Origin of the sequence: Dactylosporangium sp. NPDC048998, from assembly GCF_043197855.1 — a bacterium.
GTDB lineage: Bacteria > Actinomycetota > Actinomycetes > Mycobacteriales > Micromonosporaceae > Dactylosporangium.
The window spans coordinates 1-20,861 of record NZ_JBICTV010000027.1 but is presented as its reverse complement, the minus strand read 5'-3'; the positions used below and the strand labels follow the sequence as shown (position 1 = coordinate 20,861).

The 20,861-nt window shown below is 71.3% G+C and carries 14 protein-coding genes and 1 pseudogene; 10 read left to right on the top strand and 5 right to left on the bottom strand.

What is annotated here, in order from left to right:
- Nucleotides 1-20 precede the first annotated feature (20 nt).
- The 6 genes from ACGFI8_RS37240 to ACGFI8_RS37215 all read left to right on the top strand — a co-directional run bounded on the left by ACGFI8_RS37240 (nt 21) and on the right by ACGFI8_RS37215 (nt 12,275).
- Nucleotides 21-5,438: an SDR family NAD(P)-dependent oxidoreductase gene (locus ACGFI8_RS37240; protein ID WP_392811863.1), complete on the top strand. Its 5,418-nt coding sequence runs from the start codon at nt 21-23 to the stop codon at nt 5,436-5,438.
- The gene (locus ACGFI8_RS37235) at nt 5,435-8,557 is read left to right on the top strand and encodes an amino acid adenylation domain-containing protein (protein ID WP_392811861.1); all 3,123 of its coding nucleotides are present in this window, start codon (nt 5,435-5,437) and stop codon (nt 8,555-8,557) included. The genes ACGFI8_RS37240 and ACGFI8_RS37235 overlap by 4 nt, the downstream gene beginning before the upstream one ends.
- Nucleotides 8,554-10,908, top strand: coding sequence for a M20/M25/M40 family metallo-hydrolase (locus tag ACGFI8_RS37230; protein WP_392811859.1), 2,355 nt, complete (start codon nt 8,554-8,556; stop codon nt 10,906-10,908). The genes ACGFI8_RS37235 and ACGFI8_RS37230 overlap by 4 nt, the downstream gene beginning before the upstream one ends.
- 22 nt (nt 10,909-10,930) lie before the next feature.
- On the top strand, nt 10,931-11,425 hold the full coding sequence (locus ACGFI8_RS37225; protein ID WP_392811857.1) for a GNAT family N-acetyltransferase: 495 nt from the start codon (nt 10,931-10,933) through the stop codon (nt 11,423-11,425).
- A gap of 77 nt (nt 11,426-11,502) precedes the next feature.
- On the top strand, nt 11,503-11,967 hold the full coding sequence (locus tag ACGFI8_RS37220) for a hypothetical protein (RefSeq protein WP_392811855.1): 465 nt from the start codon (nt 11,503-11,505) through the stop codon (nt 11,965-11,967).
- Entirely contained in the window at nt 11,964-12,275 is a 312-nt protein-coding gene (locus ACGFI8_RS37215; protein WP_392811853.1) for a winged helix-turn-helix domain-containing protein, read from the top strand. Before ACGFI8_RS37220 ends, ACGFI8_RS37215 begins: the two co-directional genes overlap by 4 nt.
- Nucleotides 12,276-12,465: 190 nt before the next feature.
- Here the strand turns inward: ACGFI8_RS37215 and ACGFI8_RS37210 are convergent, their stop codons facing one another.
- Complete coding sequence (locus ACGFI8_RS37210) at nt 12,466-13,266, bottom strand: leucine-rich repeat domain-containing protein (protein WP_392811851.1); 801 nt, start codon at nt 13,264-13,266, stop codon at nt 12,466-12,468.
- A gap of 228 nt (nt 13,267-13,494) precedes the next feature.
- On the opposite strand from ACGFI8_RS37210, the gene ACGFI8_RS37205 reads away from it, so the two are divergent.
- Nucleotides 13,495-13,719, top strand: coding sequence for a hypothetical protein (locus ACGFI8_RS37205; protein ID WP_392811849.1), 225 nt, complete (start codon nt 13,495-13,497; stop codon nt 13,717-13,719).
- 802 nt (nt 13,720-14,521) lie between these two features.
- On the opposite strand, the gene ACGFI8_RS37200 is transcribed toward ACGFI8_RS37205, so the two are convergent.
- Nucleotides 14,522-15,208: a hypothetical protein gene (locus ACGFI8_RS37200; RefSeq protein ID WP_392811847.1), complete on the bottom strand. Its 687-nt coding sequence runs from the start codon at nt 15,206-15,208 to the stop codon at nt 14,522-14,524.
- Nucleotides 15,209-15,555: 347 nt separating this feature from the next.
- Between ACGFI8_RS37200 and ACGFI8_RS37195 the strand changes: the two genes are divergently transcribed.
- Nucleotides 15,556-17,466, top strand: a complete 1,911-nt coding sequence (locus ACGFI8_RS37195; RefSeq protein ID WP_392811845.1) for a P-loop ATPase, Sll1717 family — start codon at nt 15,556-15,558, stop codon at nt 17,464-17,466.
- Nucleotides 17,467-17,550: 84 nt separating this feature from the next.
- On the opposite strand, the gene ACGFI8_RS37190 is transcribed toward ACGFI8_RS37195, so the two are convergent.
- Nucleotides 17,551-18,144 carry a hypothetical protein gene (locus tag ACGFI8_RS37190; RefSeq protein ID WP_392811844.1) on the bottom strand — a complete coding sequence of 198 codons (594 nt, stop codon included), beginning with the start codon at nt 18,142-18,144 and terminating at the stop codon, nt 17,551-17,553.
- A 176-nt stretch (nt 18,145-18,320) separates the two neighbouring features.
- Here ACGFI8_RS37190 and ACGFI8_RS37185 point away from each other — a divergent pair, with 176 nt between their 5' ends.
- The gene (locus ACGFI8_RS37185) at nt 18,321-18,548 is read left to right on the top strand and encodes a hypothetical protein (protein WP_392811843.1); all 228 of its coding nucleotides are present in this window, start codon (nt 18,321-18,323) and stop codon (nt 18,546-18,548) included.
- Nucleotides 18,549-18,556: 8 nt separating this feature from the next.
- Nucleotides 18,557-18,982: a hypothetical protein gene (locus ACGFI8_RS37180; protein ID WP_392811842.1), complete on the top strand. Its 426-nt coding sequence runs from the start codon at nt 18,557-18,559 to the stop codon at nt 18,980-18,982.
- 491 nt (nt 18,983-19,473) lie between these two features.
- On the opposite strand, the pseudogene ACGFI8_RS37175 reads toward ACGFI8_RS37180, so the two are convergent.
- Together ACGFI8_RS37175 and ACGFI8_RS37170 are read right to left on the bottom strand one after the other, a co-directional pair.
- Nucleotides 19,474-19,968: pseudogene (locus tag ACGFI8_RS37175) on the bottom strand (transposase); the annotation flags it as partial.
- Nucleotides 19,908-20,861, bottom strand: a 954-nt coding sequence (locus ACGFI8_RS37170) for an IS256 family transposase (protein WP_392811841.1), incomplete at its 5' end; no start/stop codon positions are given. The gene ACGFI8_RS37170 and the pseudogene ACGFI8_RS37175, both read right to left, overlap by 61 nt.

Sequence of the window (20,861 nt, the reverse complement as noted above, 5' to 3'; positions counted from 1 at the left end):
GGACCACGAGGGAGCCTGCGATGAGCACCGATCCGCCGGCGGTGGCCCCGCCGGACGCCGTCGCGATCGTCGGACTCGCCTGCCGGTTCCCCGGTGCGCCCGACGCGGCCACGTTCTGGCGCAACCTGGTCGCCGGCCGCGAGGGCATCACCGTGCGCACCCGGGCCGAGCTGGCGGCCCTCGGGGTAGCGGCGGACCGGCTCGCCGATCCCCGGTTCGTACCGGCCGGCGGCGTGCTCGACGGACTGGACCTGTTCGACGCCGAGTACTTCGGCATCCCGCCCCGCGACGCCGCGCTGATGGACCCGCAGCACCGGGTGTTCCTGGAGTGCGCGGTCACGGCCCTGGAGGACGCCGGACAGGTCCCCGGACGGGTGAGCGGCGACGTCGGCGTCTACGCGGCCGCGGGATTCAACTCCTATCTGACCCACCGGGTGCTGCCACACGCCGCGCAGCTCGGCGACCTGGCCGACATGCAGTGGCTCGCCGCCGGTGACAAGGACTACCTGGCGACGCAGACCGCGTACCGGATCGGTCTGACCGGCCCCGCCGTCAGCGTCCAGACGGCCTGTTCGTCGGCGCTGGTCGCGGTGCACCTGGCCGGTGAGGCGCTGCTGAGCGGCGAGTGCGACCTGGCACTGGCCGGCGCCGTGTCGGCCGGGGTGCTGCAGGGGCTGGGGTACCGGTACACCGAGGGCGGGATCCTCTCCCCGGACGGGCACTGCCGCCCGTACGACGCCGCGGCCGGCGGTACGGTCTTCGGCGGTGGCGTCGGCGTGGTCGTGCTCAAGCGCCTCGCCGACGCACTGGCCGACGGCGACCAGGTGCGGGCCGTGCTGCTCGGATCCGCGGTCAACAACGACGGCAACCGCAAGGTCGGGTTCACCGCGCCGAGCGTGGACGGCCAGGCCCGCGTCATCGCCGCGGCGCTGTCGGTCGCCGGGGTCCACCCGGAACAGGTCTCCTACCTGGAGGGCCACGGCACCGCCACCGCCCTGGGCGACCGCGTCGAACTGGCCGCCCTCCGCCGGGTCTTCGCCGCCGCACCCGACCCGAACCGCGTCCTCGGCTCGGTCAAGTCCAACGTCGGCCACCTCGACACCTGCGCCGGCATGGCCGGCCTGATCAAGACGGTCCTGTGCCTGCAGCACCGCGCCCTGGTACCGACGGTCCACTTCGAACAGCCCGGTCCGGACCTGGACGCCGACCTGTTCCGGGTACTGACCGACAGCGCCGCCTGGCCGGGCGCGGACGGCGCCCGGATCGCGGGCGTCAGCGCCTTCGGCGTCGGCGGGACGAACGCACACGTCGTGCTCGCCGACCCTCCACCGGCCGCCCGCACCACCGGCCGCACCGCGGACACCGCCGCCGGCCACGGATGGCGGGTGCTCCCGCTGTCCGCCCGGACGCCGGTCGCACTGGACCGGCTGACCGAGCTGACCGCCGTGGCCCTGCGCGCCCCGGACGCACCGGCGCTCGCCGACGCCGCGCACACGCTGCAGACCGGGCGAGGAGAGCGACGGTGGCGCCGGGCCGCGGTGGCACGTGACGGCATGCACCCGACCGGCCTGTGGACCGGCGGGCCGGTGCGCGCCGCGGACGCCGCTCCCGGCGTGGTCTTCGCCCTGGCCGGGCAGGGCAGCGGTCACCCCGGACTGGCCGGCGGCATCCACCGCGACGAGCCGGTGTTCCGCGAGGCGCTGCGGCGGTGCCTGGCCGCGCTGCGGCCGTGGACCGACGCGCCGGTCGAGGACCTGCTGCTCGACGCCGCAGGCGGCGCCGCGAACGGCGACGGGTTCGACCGGACCGAGTACGCCCAGCCGGCGCTGTTCGCCCTGGAGTACGCGCTGGCCACCTGGTGGATCGCGCTCGGGGTGCGCCCCGTGGCCCTCATCGGGCACAGCATCGGCGAGCTCACCGCCGCGTGCCTGGCCGAGGTGTTCACGCTGGCCGACGCGGCCCGCCTGGTGGCGGCCCGGGCACGGCTGATGAGCCGGTTGCCGGCCGGCGCGATGCTGGCCGTGCCGCTGAGCGAGGCGGCGCTGCGCGAACGGCTGGACCACGCCGGAGCGGCGGCCGACGGCATCGACCTGGCCGCCGTCAACGCGCCGGAGCGCTGCGTACTGGCGGGAGCGCCGCAGGACGTGGCCCGCATCGCCGAGCACCTGTCGGCGCTGGGCGTCCCCAGCCGGCCGCTGGCGACCCGGCATGCCTTCCACTCCCGGCACACCGACCCGCTGGCGGCCCAGTTCGCGCAGCTGGTCGCTGGGGTGCCGGCCGGTGCGCCGACCCTGCCGGTGTACTCGACGCTCACCGGCCGGCGCCTCACGGCCGCGGAGGCGGCCTCGCCCGGCTACTGGGCCGGACAGATGCGCCATACCGTGCGGTTCGCCGACGCGCTGGACGCCACGCCCCCCGGTACACCCGTGCTGGAGATCGGACCCGGACGGGCCTTGTCCGCAGCGCTGCGGCAGGGCTGGCCGGACCGGCCGGTGCTGGCCTCGCTCGATCCGGCCCCGCCCGCCGACCCGGGCGCCGAGGCCGCACCACCGGCCCGGTACGTCTGCCTGGCCCGGCTGTGGGAGCGCGGCACCGAGGTCCGGTGGGCCGCGCTGGGCTGGCCCACCGGGCGGCGCGTGTCCCTGCCCACCTACCCCTTCGAACCCACCCGCCACTGGTTCGAGCCGGCCACCACCACCGCCCCGCCGCCGGTCGGCGGCGTAGCCGTGGACGACTGGCTGCACGTCCTGGAGTGGAAGCCCACCCCGCCGGTGCGACCGGCCCCGTCCCCGCCGACCGTCCTGGTGCTCCTGGACCGAGCCGGCACCGCGCGGCCGGCGCTCGGGCCGGTCGTGGTCGCGTCGCTGCTCGCCGCCGGGAGCCGGACGGTCGCCGTCGAACCGGGCGATCCGCTCGACGATCCACAGTGGAGCGCCGCACTGCTCACCCGGCTCGCGAACCGGGGCGAGCCGCCGGATGCGATCGTCGACCTCAGGGCGCTGGACTGCACCGCGGTCACCGAGGCGGGCAGCATCGCCGACCTGGCCGGTGAGGCCCGTACCTGCCTCGCCGGGCTGCTCGGCCTGCACAGGGCCGTGGGGGAGGTGCTCCCCGGCCGGCCGGTGCGGACCCTCGTGGTCACCGACGCCGCTCACGGCATCGGCGGACACCCGCCGCGCACTCCGCAGGCGGCCGCCGTGCTCGGCGCGGTGCGGGTGGTACCGCTGGAGTCCCCGGCGATGTCGATGACCGCCTTCGATCTGGATCTGGCCGCCCGGGACGGGGACAGCCTCACCGCCGCCGCGGCAGCCGTGATCGCCGAACTCGGGGCGGGCTCGGATGCCATGGCGGCCGCGCGTGGACGCAGCCGCCTGGTCCCCGTGCCCGCGCGGCCGGTTCTGGCCCCGTCCGGGCCGGCGCCGGTACCGCCCGGCGGCGTCCACCTGATCACCGGTGGTCTCGGGGGCGTCGGATTGGCTGTCGCCGGCCACCTGGCCGCCGATCCCGGCCGCACCCTGCTGCTGCTCGGCAGGCGCCCGGTGCCCGACGGGCCGGGGTGGCACACGATCCGTCCCCCGGGTGCGCCGGCCGGGCCGGGCACGCCCGAACTCGCCGAGGCGCTGGACGCGCTCACCGCCGCCGGTGCCACGGTGTGCCTGGTCCACGCGGACGTCACCGACGCCGACGCCCTCGCCGGGGCGCTGCGCCAGGCCCGTGCCCGCTTCGGGCGCATCGTCGGTGTGGTGCACGCCGCCGGGGTCGCCGACGGGGTGGTGTCTGCGCTGCGCACCGCGCAGCAACTGGACCGGGTGCTCGCCGCCAAGGTGGCCGGCACCCTGCTGCTGCACCGGCTCACCGCGCCCGACCGGCCCGAGTACCTCGTGCTGTGCTCGTCGGTGCTGGCCGTCACCGGGGCGGCCGGGCAGGCCGGCTACGTCGCCGCGAACGCGTTCCTGGACAGCTTCGCGCACCTGGCCGATCGGACCGTGTCGATCGGCTGGGACCGTTGGTCACAGACGGGCATGGCGGTGCGGGCAGCGGGGGACCGCGAAACCGGTCCGCAGGACGGTTGGCCCGACGACGGGCAGCGGCTGGAGCATCCGCTGTTCGACGCCCGCCGCGACAGCGCCGACGGCACGTGCGAGCTGCGACTGCGATGGCACGGCCACACCCGGTGGCTCGCCGACGAACATCGGCTGCGGGGGGAGCCTGTGCTGCCCGGCACCGCACTGCTCGATCTGGCGGTGGCCGGGTACCGGCTGCTCCACGGTCCGGGTGCGGTACAACTCGACGCGGTGTTCGCGCAGCCGTTGCGGGTGCCCGAGGGCACCTCGCCGCTGGTCGTGTTCCGGCTGCGGCCCCGGCCGGAGGGCGGGTACGAGTGGGAGGCCGGCGGCTCGGCCGTGGCCGCCCGCGGCGGTATCGGTCCGCACGCCGGCACCGCCGGACCGCTCGACGTCGCCCCACCGGCCGACGTGGCCCTGCCCGTCACCGGGTACCCGGAGCCTGCGGCCGGGGCGGCCGCGGGCGCGCACACGGCCGGGCTGCGGACCGGGCCACGGTGGCGGTGCCTGACCGGCGGCTGGGCGGACCAGCGGGCGGCGGTCCTGCGCATGGACCTGCCCGAGCGGTTCCACGCCGACCTTGACGCCCACCCGTTGCACCCGGCGCTGCTGGACGTGGCCACGGGGGCGGTCGCCGGGGCCGGCGGCGCTCACCTGCCGGCCGCGTACCGGCGTGTCGTCGTGTACCGCGATCTGCCCGCCGCCGGGTACGCCCGGGTGGTGCGCCAGGACGACGCCGGCGACGCGGACACGCTCGTCGTCGACGTGACGCTGGCCGACCCGGACGGGCAGGTGGCGGTGGAGGTGACCGGGTTCGTGCTGCGGCCCCCGGCGGCGGAGCCGGGCGGGCTCACGACCGCCGACGCGCTGCGCGCCTTCGACCGGGTGCTCGCCAACCGGCATCTGCCGCACGTCCTGGTCACCACGCGGGGACCGGCACCGGCGCCCGCCCCGCGGCGCCCGCATCCCGCGGCCGCACCGCCGCCCGCCGCGCCGGGGCCGGCGGACGGCGACACCGGCGACTTGGCTCGGTTGATCGCCGACGCGAGCGCCCGGCTGCTCGGCGTAGCGCAGGTCGGGCGGGACGACAGCATCTTCCAGCTCGGCGCCGACTCGCTGCTGATCGTGCAACTGGCCGCCGAGTTGCAGCGCCTCGGCGTGGCGGTGTCGCCCGGCGACATCTTCGCCGAGCCCACGGCCGCGCGGCTCGCCGCGCATCTGAGCGCCGGCCGGCCGCAGCCGGTGGCCGACGCGGTGGCACCGGACGCTCAGGCTCGGCACGGCTTCGCGGACACGGACCTCGACGAGACGGAGGTGGCCAGGATCATGGCGCGGTTCCAGTCAAACGGTGACCAGAAGGGTGACCAGCGGTGACGAACGTCGAGGACATCTACGCGCTTTCCCCCACCCAGGAGGGCATGCTCTTCCACACGGTCACCGCGGCCGACAAGGGCCTGTACGTGGAGCTGACCTCGTTCCGGGTGGGCGGCGAGCTGCCGCTGTCCCGGCTGACCGATGCCTGGCAGCGCGTCGTCGACCGTCATCCGGTGCTGCGTACGGCGTTCGTCTCCGCCCAGGTCAGCGCTCCGCAGCAGGTGGTGCTCGCCCACGCCGCACTGCCGGTGGCGTTCCACGATCTGACCGGGCTGCCGGTCGGCGAGCGCGCCGCCGCCGCGGAGGCCGCGGTGGACCGGTTGCGGGGGCAGCCCTTCGACCTCACCCGGCCGCCGCTGATGCGGCTGCTGGTGCTCGGCCTGCCGGACGAGTACCTGGTCGCCTGGTCCTACCACCACCTGCTGCTGGACGGCTGGTCGGCGGCGCTGCTGCTGGCCGAGGTCGCCGAGGCCCTGCAGGAGCCGGCCGGGGCCGCCCCGCCGGCCCGGCCCGCACCGCCGCCGTACCGCGAGTACATCCGCTGGCTGCGGCAGCGCGACACCCGCGCCGACCGGGAGTTCTGGAGCCGCTACCTGGACGGCTACCGGGAACCGGCGACCCCGACGCTCGCCGGCATCCGCCCGGGCAGCCGACCCTCGGGCACCTTCCGCACCGTGCGGGCCGAACTGCAGGCGGAGCAGGTCGCCGCGCTGCGCCGGCTCGCCGTGGACACCCAGACCACGCTCGGAGGGCTCGTCGAGGCGGCCTGGGCCGGCACCGTGGCCCGCTACTGCGGACGCGACGACGTGGTGGTGGGCGTGACCACCGCGGGCCGGCCGGCCGCCATCGCGCGGTTCGACGAGATGATCGGCATGTTCATCAACACCATCCCGGTGCGCGTACGCGTCGACCCCGCCGCCCCGGCCCGGCAGTGGCTCGCCGCCCACGCGGCCGGACGGCACCCCGTCCTCGACCACCAGCACACCCCGCTGCCGGACATCCAGCGGTGGGGCGGCCTCGGCGCGGGCACCGCGCTCTTCGACACCGTGCTGGTATTCGAGAGCTACCCCGACCGGACGGCCGCCGTGTTCGGCGACGGCCAGGCCCGGGTGACCGACGTACGGTACGAGACGCGCACCAACTACCCGGTGACGCTCGTGGTCCGGGTCGGCGCGACGATACGCCTGGAGGCCGTCGTGGACGCGGCCCTCTTCACCGGCGGCGAGGCCGAGTCGCTGCTCGATCACCTCGGCGCCGCGCTGCGCCGGCTCGCCGTCGATCCCGGCCAACCGGTGCGCGCGGTGTTCGCCCTGCCGGAGGCGGATCGGGCCCTGCTGGTCGAGCGGTGGAACGGCGCGCTTGTCGACCGGACCGAGCCTCGTGCCATGCTGCCCGCCCTCATCGACGAGGCGGTGGCACTGCGGCCCGACCACCCCGCGGTGGTGGACGAGCATCTCGTGCTGACCTACCGGGATCTCGATCGGCGCGCCGACGCGCTCGCTGCGACGCTGGCCGGACACGGTGTGCGGCCCGGTGACCGGCTGGGGGTCTGCCTCGGCCGCCAGGCGGACCTGGTCACCGCCCTGCTGGGCTGTGCCCGCGCCGGAGCCGCGTTCGTCCCGCTCGACCCGACGCATCCCGCGGAGCGCAACCGGTTTGTGCTCGACGACGCCGAGCCGAGCGCGGTCCTGGTCGACGCCACGGGCGCGCCCGCGCTGGCCGGTTGGGCCGGCCCGGTGGTCGACCTGTCCACGGCGGACTGGCGCGCGGCGGAGCCGGTCGTAGGCCGCGCCGATGGCAACGGGCTCGCCTACGTCATCTACACCTCCGGCTCGACCGGTCGCCCCAAGGGGGTGGCGGTCGGCGGGCGCGCGCTGGCCAACCTCGTCGACAGCCTCGCCCGGCGGCACCCCGGCCTCGGCCCGGACGACCGGTTCCTCGCGCTGACCACGCTCACGTTCGACACCTCACTCGCCGAGCTGCTGGTGCCGCTCGCGGTCGGCGCGACCGTCCACGTCGGCGGCGGCGCACTGCGCCTCAACGGCCAGGAACTGGATCGGTACGTCACGTCGCACGGCATCACCGCGGTGCAGGCGACCCCGTCGCGGTACCGCATCTTCATCGACTCCGGCTGGCAGGGCGCCGGCCGGCCACGGCTGTACAGCTGCGGCGAGGCGTTCCCGCCGGACCTCGCCGTACCGCTGGCCGAGCGGGGCTCGTCGGTGTGGAACATGTACGGACCCACCGAGACGACGGTCTACTCCAGCGTCGAGCGGATCCACTCCGAAACCACCCGGATCACGGTCGGCCGGCCGATCTCGAACACCACGATGTACGTGCTCGACCCGCATGACCAGCCGGCACCGCACGGCTGCGTCGGTGAGCTGTGCACCGGCGGAGCCGGTGTCGCCGACGGATACTGGCGGCGGCCCGAACTGACCGCGCAGCGGTTCGTCGCCGACCCGTTCCGGCCGGGCGGGCGGATGTACCGCACCGGCGACCACGCGCGGTACCTGCCCGACGGCCGGCTCGAGCTGCTCGGCCGGATCGACCGGCAGGTAAAGCTGAACGGTTACCGGATCGAGCCCGGCGAGATCGAGGCGGTCCTGCTCACCGACGACCGGGTCGGCGCGGCGGCGGTGGCGGTACGGGGTGGCCGGCTCACCGCCTACGTCGTTGCCGCCGACCCGGCCGCGTCGCCCACCGCCGAGCAACTGCGTGCGACGCTTCGCCGGCTGCTGCCGTCGTACATGATCCCCGAAGCGTTCGTCGACCTGCCCGCGCTGCCGATGACCCTGGCCGGCAAGACCGACCTGCTCGCCCTGCCCGACCCACCGGTCGAGGCCGCGACGCCCGGACCCGCCGCCGCGCCGGTCGGCGACATCGACGCCCTGGCGCAGCTCGCCAAGCTCGTCCAGGACGTGCTGGGCGTGTCGGGTGTCGGCCCGGACGACGACTTCTTCGAACTCGGCGGCGACTCACTGAGGGCGCTGCGCCTGGTCTCCCGGATCGAGGCCGAATTCGGCTGTGAGGTCGGGGCCGACCTGCTGTTCGAACACCCGACGGTGCGGGCCATGGCGGACCTGGTCGCCGTGCTGCGCGGGGACGAGGACGCGTGATCCCGTCGACGGCCCCGCCCGATCCGCGGCCCGGCCGCCGGACGCGGCTGCTGGCTCTCGCCGCGACCGGCACGCTCGTGTCCCTCATGCTGCTGTCGGGGTACCTGCTCAATGCGGTACCGGCACCGGCCGGCGCCGGCGTCGCGGCGGAGCGGTTCTCGGCCGAACGCGCCTACCGGCACCTGACCCGGATCACCGGGGCGCCGCACCCCTCGGGCACCGACGCGGCCGACACCGTGCGCGGATACGTGACGGAGCAGCTCACCGGCCTCGGCCTGCAGCCCGCCGAAGCGGACACCGTCGCGGACATGCCGGTCGACGGCTGGGCACACCTGCTGGCGCAGACCCGGAACGTCGTGGCCACCGTGCCCGGCCGCGGTGGAACCGGGCGGGTGATCCTGGTCGCGCACACCGATTCGGTCGCCATCAGTCACGGCGCCTCCGACGACGGCCTGGGGGTGGCCACCCTGTTGGAGGTCGCCCGCGCGCTGCGGGCGGCGCCGGCCCTGCGCAACGACGTCACCCTGCTGTTCACCGACGGTGAGGAATTCGCGCAGCTGGGCGCGAAGGCGTATGTGCGGTCCGACTCCTCCGGCCGTCCGGCGGACACCGTGGTGCTGAACCTGGAGGCCCGCGGCACCAGCGGCCGGCTGGTCATGTTCGAAACGGGCCCGGGCAGCGCCGGAGTCCTCGGCGCGCTCGACGACCGGGTCCCGATCGCCACGTCACTGGCCGCCGAGATCTACCGGCTGCTGCCCAACGACACCGACTTCACCCGTTTTCGCGCCGCCGGATACGCCGGCATGAACTTCGCCGTGATCGGCGGCAGCGCCCGGTACCACACCGCCCGCGACGACCTCGCCGCCGTGGACCGGGGCAGCCTGCAGGACATGGGGGACACGGTGCTCGCCGCGACCCGGACGCTGGGTGGCCGGGACCTGACGGCGGTGGCCGGGTCGGGCGAAGCGACGTGGTTCACCGTCGGCCCCTGGCTGGTCCGCTACCCGGCGTGGGCCGTGCTGCCGCTGGCCGTGCTGGCGGCCGTCGCGGTCGGCGCCGCCTTCTGGTACGGCGGTCGCCGACGGGCGATCCGGCTGCGGCCGGCCGGGCTCGCGCTGGCGTCGTTTCCGGGAACAATGCTCGTGGCCGGGGCGCTCGGCTGGGCGCTGTGGCGGCTGCTGTGCCTGCTCCGACCCGCATACGGGCGGTTCCCGTACGGCGATCCCTACCAGGTCGCCGCGGTCGCGGCCGGGCTGCTGCTGCTCGCCACCGCCGTCACCTGGCTGTGGCTGGTCCTCGCCCACCGCCGGGTCAGTGCCCCGGAGATCGCCGCCGGCCTGCTTGGCTGGCTGGCCGCACTGGCGCTGCTTACCGCGGTGGCGGTGCCCGGCGCCGCCTACCTGTTCACCTGGTCGGCGCTGGCCGGCGCGGGCGGACTTGCCGCCGCCGTACGCACGGCCGGCGACGCGCCCTGGCGGCCCGTGCTGATGTCGCTGTCGGCGCTGCCGGCGGCGCTGGTGCTGGCGCCGTTGCTGCCGGTGCTGCTGCACGCGGTCGGGCTCGCCGCCGCGGCGGCCGTGCTGGTGCTCGTCCCCCTGCTGGCGGGCGCGCTGCTGCCCGCGGCGGTGCGGTCGGGGCGCCGGGCGGGCCGATCCGTCGTCGCCGCGCTGTGCGTGGCGTCGGCGCTGCTCGTGGCCGGCGGAGCGGCGGCGAGCCGCACGGACCGAGTGCACCCGCTGCCTGTCAGCCTCATGTACACCTACGATGCCGACACCGGGCAGGCCCAATGGGTCTCCGCCGACGTCGACCCCGACCACTGGGTGTCGCACTACGTCGGGGCCGAACGGGCTTCCATCGCCGACCGGTTCCCGAACCTGTGGGGACCGCCGGGCGGGTTCAGGGTCGGCCCCGCACCGCCGGCGACGCTCGCCCGCCCGTCCGTGCGGCTGGTCGCCGACGAACGCGACGGCGAGAACCGGCGGATGCGCCTGCGGCTGCGCGCCGAGTCGTCCCGGCCGATCCTGCTGGCACTCTACGTCGACACGTCGTCGGCCACCGTCACCGCGGCCAGTGTCGGCACCGCCGCCGGCACGGTGTGTACCGTGTCGGGCGGACAGAACGTGCCGGCGGAACCGGCGGTGTGGAAATGGGGAGTCATGTTCGCCGCGCCGCCTGACGACGGGTTCGAGCTGAGCATCGACGTGCACGCCCCCGGACCGGTGCGCCTGTTGGCCCTGGCGCAGGACCGGGCCGTACCGGAGGAATCGCTCGACCTGCCGCTGCCCGACGACCGCACCTGGTCGGCCACGGGGTCAGGGCTGGCCTTCGCCAGCCGTACCTACGTCTTCTGAGCCCGAACTGGAGTATCGCCGCATGACGGATCCTCACGACGGCCGGCCCGCCGGCCCGGCCACGCAGCAGACTGCGGTGCGAGTGGCCGCAGCGGCCGACGCCGCCGAGATCACCTCGGTATTCCTCGCCTCCCGGGCGGCCGCCATGCCGTACCTGCCGAAGCTGCACACCGACGAGGAGACCCGGTGGTGGATCGAGCACATCGTGCTGACCGGCCACCGGGTCTGGGTGGCGACCGACGGCGAGCCCGGCCGCGTCGTCGGCTTTGCCGCCCTGGACGGGGAGCTGCTGGCGCACCTGTACCTGCTGCCCGACGTCCGCCGCCGGGGCATCGGTTCGGTGTTGCTCGCCGTGGTCCGGGCGGCGAGTCCGGACCGGCTGCGACTGCACGTGTTCCAGCGCAACACCGCTGCCGTGGCGTTCTACCGCCGCCACGGCTTCCGCCTGGTCGCGACGGACGACGGCAGTCGCAACGAGGAGCGAGAGCCGGACGCGACCTTCGAGTGGGTGCCGTAACGCCGTCGAGCCGTGCGGCGCCCCGGTTTTCTTGGCGGCACTTTCCAAAGTGGAAAGTATTCGTTATGGTTTCCAGTATGGAAAGTGTTGAGGCGCGTGACCAGCTGCTGCTCGTGGAGCGCGCCGCTGCGGCGCCCTACGTGCAGTACCCTCCGACTCCGTGGTGGTACGCCCCGGCCGTCGGCGCCTGGACCGCCGCGTTCATCGGAGACTTCGCCTGGTGGCGGGTGAACGGCGCACTCTTCGCCGCCTCCCTTGGGATTCTGGTCTCGGCCGAGGCACTGTTCTTGATCTGGATGCGCCGACGGCACGGTGCGCTGCCGATGCCCGGCCACGGCAAGCCTCCTGTTGAGATCGCAGCGGTGTGGCGCGGCTACTTCGTCGGCGTCGTGATCATTGCGATACTGGTCGCGCTGGCATGGTGGTTCGGTGGCGTGCCGGTGGCCGCAGCGGTCGACTTCGTGCTCGTCACCGCCGGCGTCGCCATCTACGAGCGCAAGTACGCCATCGCCGCGGGCAACGTCCGGGATCGGCTGGCATGATCGACGGCCTCGATCCGGTCATCCACGTTCCCAAACGGCTCGCGGCGATGGCGATCCTGGCCAACGCGCCGTCGGCGTCGTTCCGATTCCTCAGGGAACAACTGCAACTGGCCGACTCCGACCTGTCCAAGCAGATGTCGGCGCTGGAAGCGGCCGAGTACGTCAAGTCCACGAAGGACGGTCATGGGCGGGGTGCGAGCACGACCTTCTCGATGACCCGCGCAGGGCGAAAGGCGTACGCGGCACACTGCGCGGCACTTCGGTCGCTCATAGATCCCGTTCGAGCGACCGATAGCGAGCCCGGCTAGGCTCGGCACGATGCGGTCCTGGGACAGCCTGGCCATCGCCGAGCGGACGCTGATTCGCGCGGCACTGTCCGAGGCTTGGCTCGCCGGAACGATCCAAGCGTACGGCGCGACGCTGCGCTGGTCGGGGGTGCCGGACGTGCCGCCGCGCAGCTGCACCGCAGACGAGCAGCGCCGGTTGGTCCCCGTGCCCTCACCACCTGGCGGCTGGCTGCACGATCTCCGGACCGCCTGTGTGCGGCGCCGGGACATACCCGGACTGCGGCTCGGGTAGCGCCGTCACACATCCCGCGGAACATGCGTTCACCAGCATTGGCAGCACGTCGGTGCCGACCAGCCGGGAGATCCAGACCTGGCGAAGCTCACCTTGGATTGGTCCGTCGCAGACGCTGCAGGTTTGCACCGCGTCGGCGCCCCAAACGGCTGGGTCGAGCGCGTCGAAGTCGACCTCACCTGCCCGGGTCACTGGACGCAGCGCCGGAAACGGCGGGCGGAACTTGAAGTTGCCGTAGAGGACGCGTGTGCTCACCGTGCTGTCGGCTAGCTTGGCGCATCTGGTCAGCTCGTACGGGTACCAATGGAGTCGGTGGGAGGTGTAGGGCTCGAAGATCTCGAGGCTCGTCATGGCCCCGATCTCGGGCGGGATCCGGACCAGGTTCGTGCCGTAGAGCACCAGACGTTTGACGGTGGTCAGCTTCGCGATCGTCGGCGGCAGCGTGACAATCTGCCGCCTCTCTGGAGCGCTCATCTCCACGAACGGCTTGAACACCATCCGCCCATCCGCCGCCGCTTCCTCGATCAGCGCGAGCAGATGGTGCCAGCCCGGCGCCTCGGTATCCTGCCGGTCCCGGTGGAAAGAGACGATCGCGGGCCGGGTTGCGACCGAGTGGCCGACGCATCGGCAATGATCGCGGGCAGGCCCGCCCGCGCTGGGTCCGACCGCATCCGCAAAAAGGTTTGGAAACAGCCGCGGCGTCGTCTCATCTGTCCCCACCGGCAGAGCATACCGACGCCCATCGACGTGATGCGCGGACGCCGTGCGGTTCTTCAACGTCGGCCACATCGACGCCAGTGCCCCCGGCATCCGGCCTCCCGGCCCCGCGGCGAAGGCCCTGGCCCGTTCCGACTGCGGCGCCTTCCGCTAACGTCCGCTGAGACCGACGGTCCGCCTCCGACCACCTGTCCGGAGGTGGCCGCCGGCGGCTCGCTCCCCGGATACCTCTTGGACAGCGAGGATTATTGGGACGACGACCGTCAGCGCGTATCGGTCTGCACGTGCGAGGAAGAGCTGTTCAACGTCGCCGTCGGGTATTCGCTCTATACCGACGAGATGGGCGGGATACGCTCGGTCGCCACCGCTGAACGGTGTACCGCATGCGGCCGGATCGGATCGCTGGTCGAGTGGATGGTCCGCACCGGAGACATGGGTTTGCTGGATCTCGCATGAACGGACAGTCAGGCCGAGGGCCCCGACCTTCCGTGGCGCACGGCGAGGACCATCCAGGGCTGCAGCCGCGCTATGTCGTTGAGCCCGACCCTGCCTGGGACTGGTCTGATGACCGCGACGGCGTCCTGGTGGTGGAGCTCAGCTGGTCTCCTGACGCGCTAGCAGGGCGGTTAGCGGACCTGGTCGTAAGCCCGGCGTTGGCTGCTGCGCTCGTGGCGAACGGGCTGAGTGGATTTCGTAGCGGCGCCGCGAGAGGCGTCTTTCGTGAGGACTCCTTCGGCGTGGAACCGGGAGCGTCACCACCGCCCCTCGTGCGCCTCATCGCCGGCGACGACCCAGCAGGCGACGTGGCATACGTGCCGCCGGTCGGTCTTACCGTCAGCGGGCGCGCTCTTGATGTCCTGCGGACACATTGCGAACGCCTCCAGGTCGAGACGATCGACTCGTAGCATCTCGGCATGTCCGGGAACTGGACGGCCGACTCATCGTGACGTTCCATAGCGAGCTGATTGCGGTCAGATGAGGATGGGTTCGGGCACCGAAGCGCCGGACGTGATCCGGCAGACTGCGTTCATGACTGAGAACGTGCTGTCCGTGCCCGCCTACAGCTCTCAGACGGGGTCATCGCTCCAGTCGAGGGAGGAACAGTCACTATCGAGATCGGGATGGATCGGTCGAGATATTCGGCGACCCAGCCGGACTTCGTGATCTCGCCCGCTGGTGCCTTGCGCTGTCCGACACACGGGCGCCATCTGGAGTACATGTCCACCTTGACCCCGGAACCATCCCGCTCGCTGTGGAGTCAGCGCCACTGATGCTGGCTCGCCACTCGCGGTAACGCCCCCGAGCCCCGACTTGCGGCAGAAGAGCGCGTTGTCTCCTCGGTGCTGCTGATCGATGTCGTGGCGATCGACGCACCGGGCCGTCTATCCTCCTGGACGCAACAGCCAGCGTGCGAAACACCCGTCGTCGGGCAGCTCGGTGTACCACCGGACGGCGAGCCGGTACGTGCGATGGCGGTCTCGATCAACAAGCCGGGGTCGGCCACGGCGGTGGGCCGTCCATGGGCTGGCGGCACCGGACCCGAACTGACCGGCAGCAACGGGTCGGACCCGTCCACCGCGGCGCTGAAGATCGCCAGCTCGCCGCTGTCCACCCGCAGCGTTCCGCCGTCGATGTCCCCGCGATCGGGGTAGTCCAGCGCCTGGGCGACGACACGCCGGTAGTCGGAGCCGGAAGCTTGCACGATCGCCAGCGCGCCGTCGTCGGCCTCGAGCACCTCCATCCAGCTGTCGTCGCGAACCACACCGTCACCACCCACGAGGACCGCCGTTCCGGCCCCAACCGCAATGCTGGTGGCGTCCGGCCCGAGGCCGACGATGCGTTCCTCGTACAGGTCCTCGTCGCTGCCGCCGCGCCACCCCTCGCGAAGGGCGGCGTCCACCGCGAGGGACGGCTCGCCGTTGGTCCACAGCCGTCCGACGTGCACCCATGTTCGCATCCGTTCAGCTTGCACGTCGCCGTCTCGTGATCATGTCCCGACCATGCCCGCGCTCACAGGTCGCTCACTACCTTCAATGCCGTGTGTCTCGCCCGGATCGCGGCATGAGCACGCGCCTATCCAGGCAGTGGCGGAGGCCGAGGCACGCTGCCGGCCGCAGATGGGTGCCGCCAGACGAGCGCGCTGCCGGAATACGGGACCGATCGGATCGATCAGGGCCGCCCAACGTCCTACTGACACTGTTCGATCGGTCGGTGTTGCGCAACGTCGAGGAGCCAGTCCAATTGGCGTAACCGTTGGATCGGGGAAGAGGTCCGGAGGGTATCGATCAAGCCATGCCAGAGGTGCCTGGACGTCCGGACTTCGACCTGTTGTACTTCGGCAAAGACGACGCAGAAAGCGATGTCAGTGGCGCCGGCCTGTTGCGCGCCGGATTCATGCGGACGGCCGCCTACAACATGGTGATGCAGGGACGCAAGCAGCTCCTGATCGGGCGGAAGGGCGCCGGTAAGAGTGCCATCTGCATGATGCTTGCAGATGATGCGGCGAAGCATGCATCGATCGTGACTCCGGACGAGATCTCGGCCGACGAGATCCGGCAGTTCGAGTTACAGGGACTGACCCGCCAGATGTCGAAGCAGCTCATCTGGCGATACGTGCTGGCGGTGCAGATTGCGAAGCTCGTGCTGCACCATGCAAGGACTGCGCACGGCAAGACACCGGCTGCCGTGTGCCAGTTGCGCAAGTTCCTCCTCGAGAATGGCGAGCTCAACGACGACCCTCGCTGGCATGAACGGTTCTGGAAGACCATCCAGCAGCTTCGCTCGTCACTCTCCCTCGAAGCGTTCGGCATCAAGGCGAACCTCGAGCTCGGCAAGGGATCGGCACCGTCGGAGGGCATCCGGGTCTCGCAGCAACTGGACGTCGTCGAGGACTGGTTGGACCGGGCGATCCACGACCTGGACTGCCCGGCAGGGCACGGACCCCTCCTCGTGCTGGTCGACCAGATCGAGAAGGTATGGTCGAACGACGTCAACTCCGACGACATGGTGGTTGGTCTGCTGACCGCCTCAAAGCACGTGTCGAGCCGGTTCCGCAACGTCCGCTGCGTCGTCTGTATCCGATCAGACATCTACGACGCACTGCAGTTCCCGGAACGAGACAAGTTCCGCGGCGATGAGATGCGCATCGAATGGTCAGCCGCGGCACTCGCCGACATGCTCATGGTCCGCGCCGAAGCGGCGGTCGGCTCGACCGGCGCCAATATTAGGTTGTTCGGTGACTACTTCGTCAAAACCGTTGATGAACGACCAACGGCGACATACCTAATTGAACGCACACTCATGCGACCTCGCGACCTCATCCAGTTCGCCAACCTATGCCGGGACACCACGGCGAAGAACGGACGCAAGTACGTCACGGCGCAGGACATCGTCGAGGCCGAGCGGCAGTACTCCGTCTGGAAGGTCCAGGACCTTGCGAACGAGTATCTGATCAACTACCCGTTCCTAGCCGACTTGTTCGTGCTGTTCCAGAACTCTGGGTACGTCGTGGATCGAGATGCGTTCGACCAGCTGCTGTCCACACTCGCCAGCACCTTGCGCAGCAGGCACCCCCGCTTCGCAGAGGTTTTCACCCCGCACGGGGTCACATCGGTGCTGTACGGCATCGGTTTTCTCGGTGTCCGGCGTGGTGACGCCTTCGAGTACGTCCACGACAACAACTTGCCGCTCGACGGAACGGAGCATCAATTCTGCGTGCATCCGTGTTTCCGGCAGGCGCTACACACCGTCACCGCGACCGGCGTCGCCGCCTACCGGCCATTGTCCACCCGGTCCTCGTATGCCCTCGGCCACACGCCGAGCAGCTGGCTCGGCCCGCGCGAGGTCTTCATGCGTGGCGACGAACCGTTCCTGCTGTACGACGCCGTGGATGAAGCCGGCGAACGGGCCGCCAGGGTATTCCGCGATGCGCCAGTGGCACCGGAGTTCCGAGCGGAACTGCTCGGCAGTGTCTCCGCCATGCTGGCCGACACGCGCGAGCGACGCAGAGCATCCAGATCGGTCGAGTCGGCCATCGAGCAGACGCGTTGGGTGTCCCAGTTCTTCGTCCGACTCGCCAATGACCTTGCCAGCATCCACAAACTGACCGGCATTGCGGATCGCATCGGCCGCATCGGTCTCGGGTTGGACGAGCTGGCACTCGGCCTGCCCCGCTATGACCCGAGGCCGTCCGAGTTGAGTTGACCGCCGCACGAGCAATCTCCACAGCGGCAAATCCGTATACCCGATCTTGGTCCAGGCGCGGGCAGGGAGATAGCTGTATGCGCGTTACAAGCCCCCCGGATGCATTGACAGCCAGTCGTGATGCCGGTCCCGAAGGGCGTCGCGCTCGGCCGTGGACGAAAGCATCACGTCCATGCCCCCGTCATAGGGGTGGTACAGCCACCGCAAACCGGTGTCCGCCACCAGCACGTTGGCGATCACCTCGTCAGCGACCTGACGCAACAACGGGTCCAGGCCCCCTGCCGACCACGGCATCTGGCTGACGTACAAGTGAATCCAGCTTTCGAACCCCGGCTCGTCGTCCATGCAGGCGCTCGTCCAATAGACGGCGTCCGGGTGCACGTCCAGGGTCTCTGATGACCGGCAAGGCCCCTGTGGTTCCGGCGCATCGGAGTAACCAGCCGTGACAACGAGCACCGCCGAGTCGGTGACCAACTCGGCCAAGACGATGTTGTGCCGAGCCAGGACGATCCCGTATTCGGCTTCTGTTTGGGGATAGCGCTTGGAATCGGGCAGGGTGTGAAACCGCACCCACCGGTCCCGGACACCTCGAAGCTTGTAGGGCAGCTTCGAGCAGCCGGGCCACCGCTCATCCCACAACATCGACAACCTGACGGTGTCGACCGCGGCAGTGGTCATCCACTCGCCCTCTCATCCAGCCGGTGTCTCGGCTCAAACGGCCTTGCCGCACTCTATCGATCTTCGGGTTATTACGACGTAGACGCACTGTTCTCGGCAGATCAGGACACCTTCGCGCCGCTTGGGCCCGTCACCGACCGTAGCCAACTTGGAAGTCGCCGCGCACCATCGGCGGCATGAGCGAGCACGTGGTCAAAGGAGACGCAACGCCGACCGGGAATGAAGACCCGACCGAATGGGCCACCGGGCTGACGGTACACGCCGAACGCGAGCGGGACTTCTCAAGCGGCGGCGCCGGGGCGGCCGTAGAGCAGAGCGGCTCGGTTGTGGCGGCCGTTTACGGTGGGTGGGACAGCGGTACCACCCGCAGGCTGTTGGCATGGAGGTACGGTCCGTCACCATGAGTCGCAGAATGCTCATCGCGCTTGGCGTCGTTGTGGTGGCGGCCGCCGTCGTGGTGGCCTTCGCCGTCAGCCGGGCGCCCAATGGCGCTGCCAGCCCGGAGTCCGCCGTCAGCGAGTATCTCGCGGCGCTCGGCGCGCGAGACCGAGGCCGCCTGGAACGGCTCGCCGACCCTGAGAACGACGCCGCCGGCGAGATCACCGGCCGGCTCGAACGGCTTGGCGGCGGGCGCCTGGTAGTCGCGGGCAGCAGCGTGACCGGCACCGAGTCGGCCTTCCTGAAGTCGGCGGACATCAGCGGCTCGGTCGACGGCGCGCCGTACACGAACAAGCTCTGGCTCCACGCCTACGCGGCTCCCTGGCCGCACAGCGGAATCCGCTGGTTCGTCGTCCTCGGACCGAATCGCAACGCGCATCCCAAGGGCACTGGAACCTGAGCGCGTGGATCAGGACGGGCCTCGGACGCGGTTGCTGGTGCGCTGGTGCGGGTGGCGGTGATGGCGGGGTCGTCGATGCGGCCGCGGGCGGCGGGGATCTCCATGACCGGCCGGCATCGCGCGGGGAATGCACTCGTGGCGCCCGGTGCTCGCTTCCATGCCGACTTCTCGTGCGCTTGAGCGTTGTACGCAGTTCCACCGTGCAGCCTTCGCCAACCCAGGCACAGACAGTGACTGCATCCCGGGCGGGCGCACGATGACAGCGGCAGATGCGGATTGTGCGCTGGATGGAAGACTGAGCTGATGCAGGCGACGACCGGGCTCTTCGACGAGATCTACGCACTCATCGACAGTTACTGAACGTGACGGTCCCTAGCTTGTGACTATTCGTCAACTCCTAGCACTGAACTGCTCAAACAGGGGCATACGTTGATCAACACTTGTTGTCGATGGTCAACGCTTAGTGGTCTTGGGCGGAAGTTCGTCGGGGGTCACGCCGCGGCCGTGAGGGGGCCGGCGTTGTGAGCGGCGAGGCGTTCCAGTAGCTGATCAAGGTCGCGTTTGGTGTAGCGCCAGGTGAACGGGCGGGCGGCGAAGTTGTAGTGCTCTTCGAACGCGGCCAGGCGGGCTTCGACGTCGGCGAGGTCGTAGAAGTCGTTAGGGGTGACGACTTTGCGTTGCACGACGGAGAAGTAGATTTCGCACTGGTTCAGCCAGCTGGCGTGGACCGGGGTGTGGACCAGCGTCGCGGTCGGCCAGGTGGTGGACATACGGTTGATGGCTGCCTGGCCGCGGTGTGAGGAGCCGTTGTCGACGATCCAGAACACTCGGCGGGCGGAGGCGTACGGTTCGATGGTCATGACCTGCTCGACCAGCGCGGCGAACGGGGGAGCAATAGTCAAGACTTGTGGATGAGAAATCTTGATCAGGCGGCTGCGGCCTCGGTCGTGACGAGTTCGGTGGCGGGCCGTTCGATGAGCTTGCCGCGCTCGAAGCGGGCGCCGGCGCGGACCAGAGCGACCAGGTGCGGTGCGTTGACGGCCCGCCACCGGTGTTGGGCGGCTTCGATCAGTTTGAACGCCATTGCGAGGCCGGCCGCCTTCGAGCCCGGCCCTTTGGTGACCTTGGTGCGGTGCCGGACGGTGGCGAACGTCGACTCGATCGGGTTGGTGGTGCGCAGGTGCACCCAGTGCTCGGCGGGAAAGTCGTAGAACGCGAGGAGTTCGTCCAGGTCGTCGACGACCTTGGCGACCGCCTTGCCGAACTTCGCGCCGTAGGCGAGCTTGAACGCGGCGACCGCCCGGCGGGCGTGGTCGCGGTCCTCGGCGTTGCAGATCTCGGCCAGGGCCTTCTTCGCCCCGGGATGCGCCGATTTCGGTAGCGCCGCGAGGACGTTGGCGATCTTGTGGAACCAGCAGCGCTGCTCGCGGGTGTCCGGGAACACCTCGCGCAGCGCGTTCCAGAACCCGAGCGCCCCGTCGCCGACAGCGAGGACCGGCGCGCGCATGCCGCGGCGCTTGCAGTCGCGTAGCAGGTCCGCCCAGGAGCCGGCGGACTCGCGGTAGCCCTCGGCGAGCGCGACGAGTTCCTTGCGACCGTCGACGCGGACGCCGACCATGACCAGCAGGCACAGTTTCGCCTCGTCCAGGCGCACGTTCAGGTGCACGCCGTCCGCCCAGAGGTAGACGTAGTCGGCGGTGGACAGGTCCCGGCCGGCGAACGCGTGGGCCTCGTCCTGCCACTGGACGGTCAGCCGGGTGATCACCGACGCGGACAGCCCCGAGCTGGTGCCGAGGAACTGCTGCAACGCCGGCGTGAAGTCCTGCGACGAGAGCCCGTGCAGGTAGAGCAGCGGCAGCACCTCGTTGATCTGCGGGGA

Excerpts from the sequence above, each read along its gene's own strand:
- ACGFI8_RS37240 (WP_392811863.1), top strand. The coding sequence starts at position 21 with ATGAGCACCGATCCGCCGGCGGTGGCCCCGCCGGACGCCGTCGCGATC.
- ACGFI8_RS37225 (WP_392811857.1), top strand. The coding sequence starts at position 10,931 with ATGACGGATCCTCACGACGGCCGGCCCGCCGGCCCGGCCACGCAGCAG.
- ACGFI8_RS37220 (WP_392811855.1), top strand. The coding sequence starts at position 11,503 with ATGGAAAGTGTTGAGGCGCGTGACCAGCTGCTGCTCGTGGAGCGCGCC.
- ACGFI8_RS37215 (WP_392811853.1), top strand. The coding sequence starts at position 11,964 with ATGATCGACGGCCTCGATCCGGTCATCCACGTTCCCAAACGGCTCGCG.
- ACGFI8_RS37195 (WP_392811845.1), top strand. The coding sequence starts at position 15,556 with ATGCCAGAGGTGCCTGGACGTCCGGACTTCGACCTGTTGTACTTCGGC.
- ACGFI8_RS37190 (WP_392811844.1), bottom strand. The coding sequence starts at position 18,144 with ATGACCACTGCCGCGGTCGACACCGTCAGGTTGTCGATGTTGTGGGAT.
- ACGFI8_RS37185 (WP_392811843.1), top strand. The coding sequence starts at position 18,321 with ATGAGCGAGCACGTGGTCAAAGGAGACGCAACGCCGACCGGGAATGAA.
- ACGFI8_RS37180 (WP_392811842.1), top strand. The coding sequence starts at position 18,557 with ATGCTCATCGCGCTTGGCGTCGTTGTGGTGGCGGCCGCCGTCGTGGTG.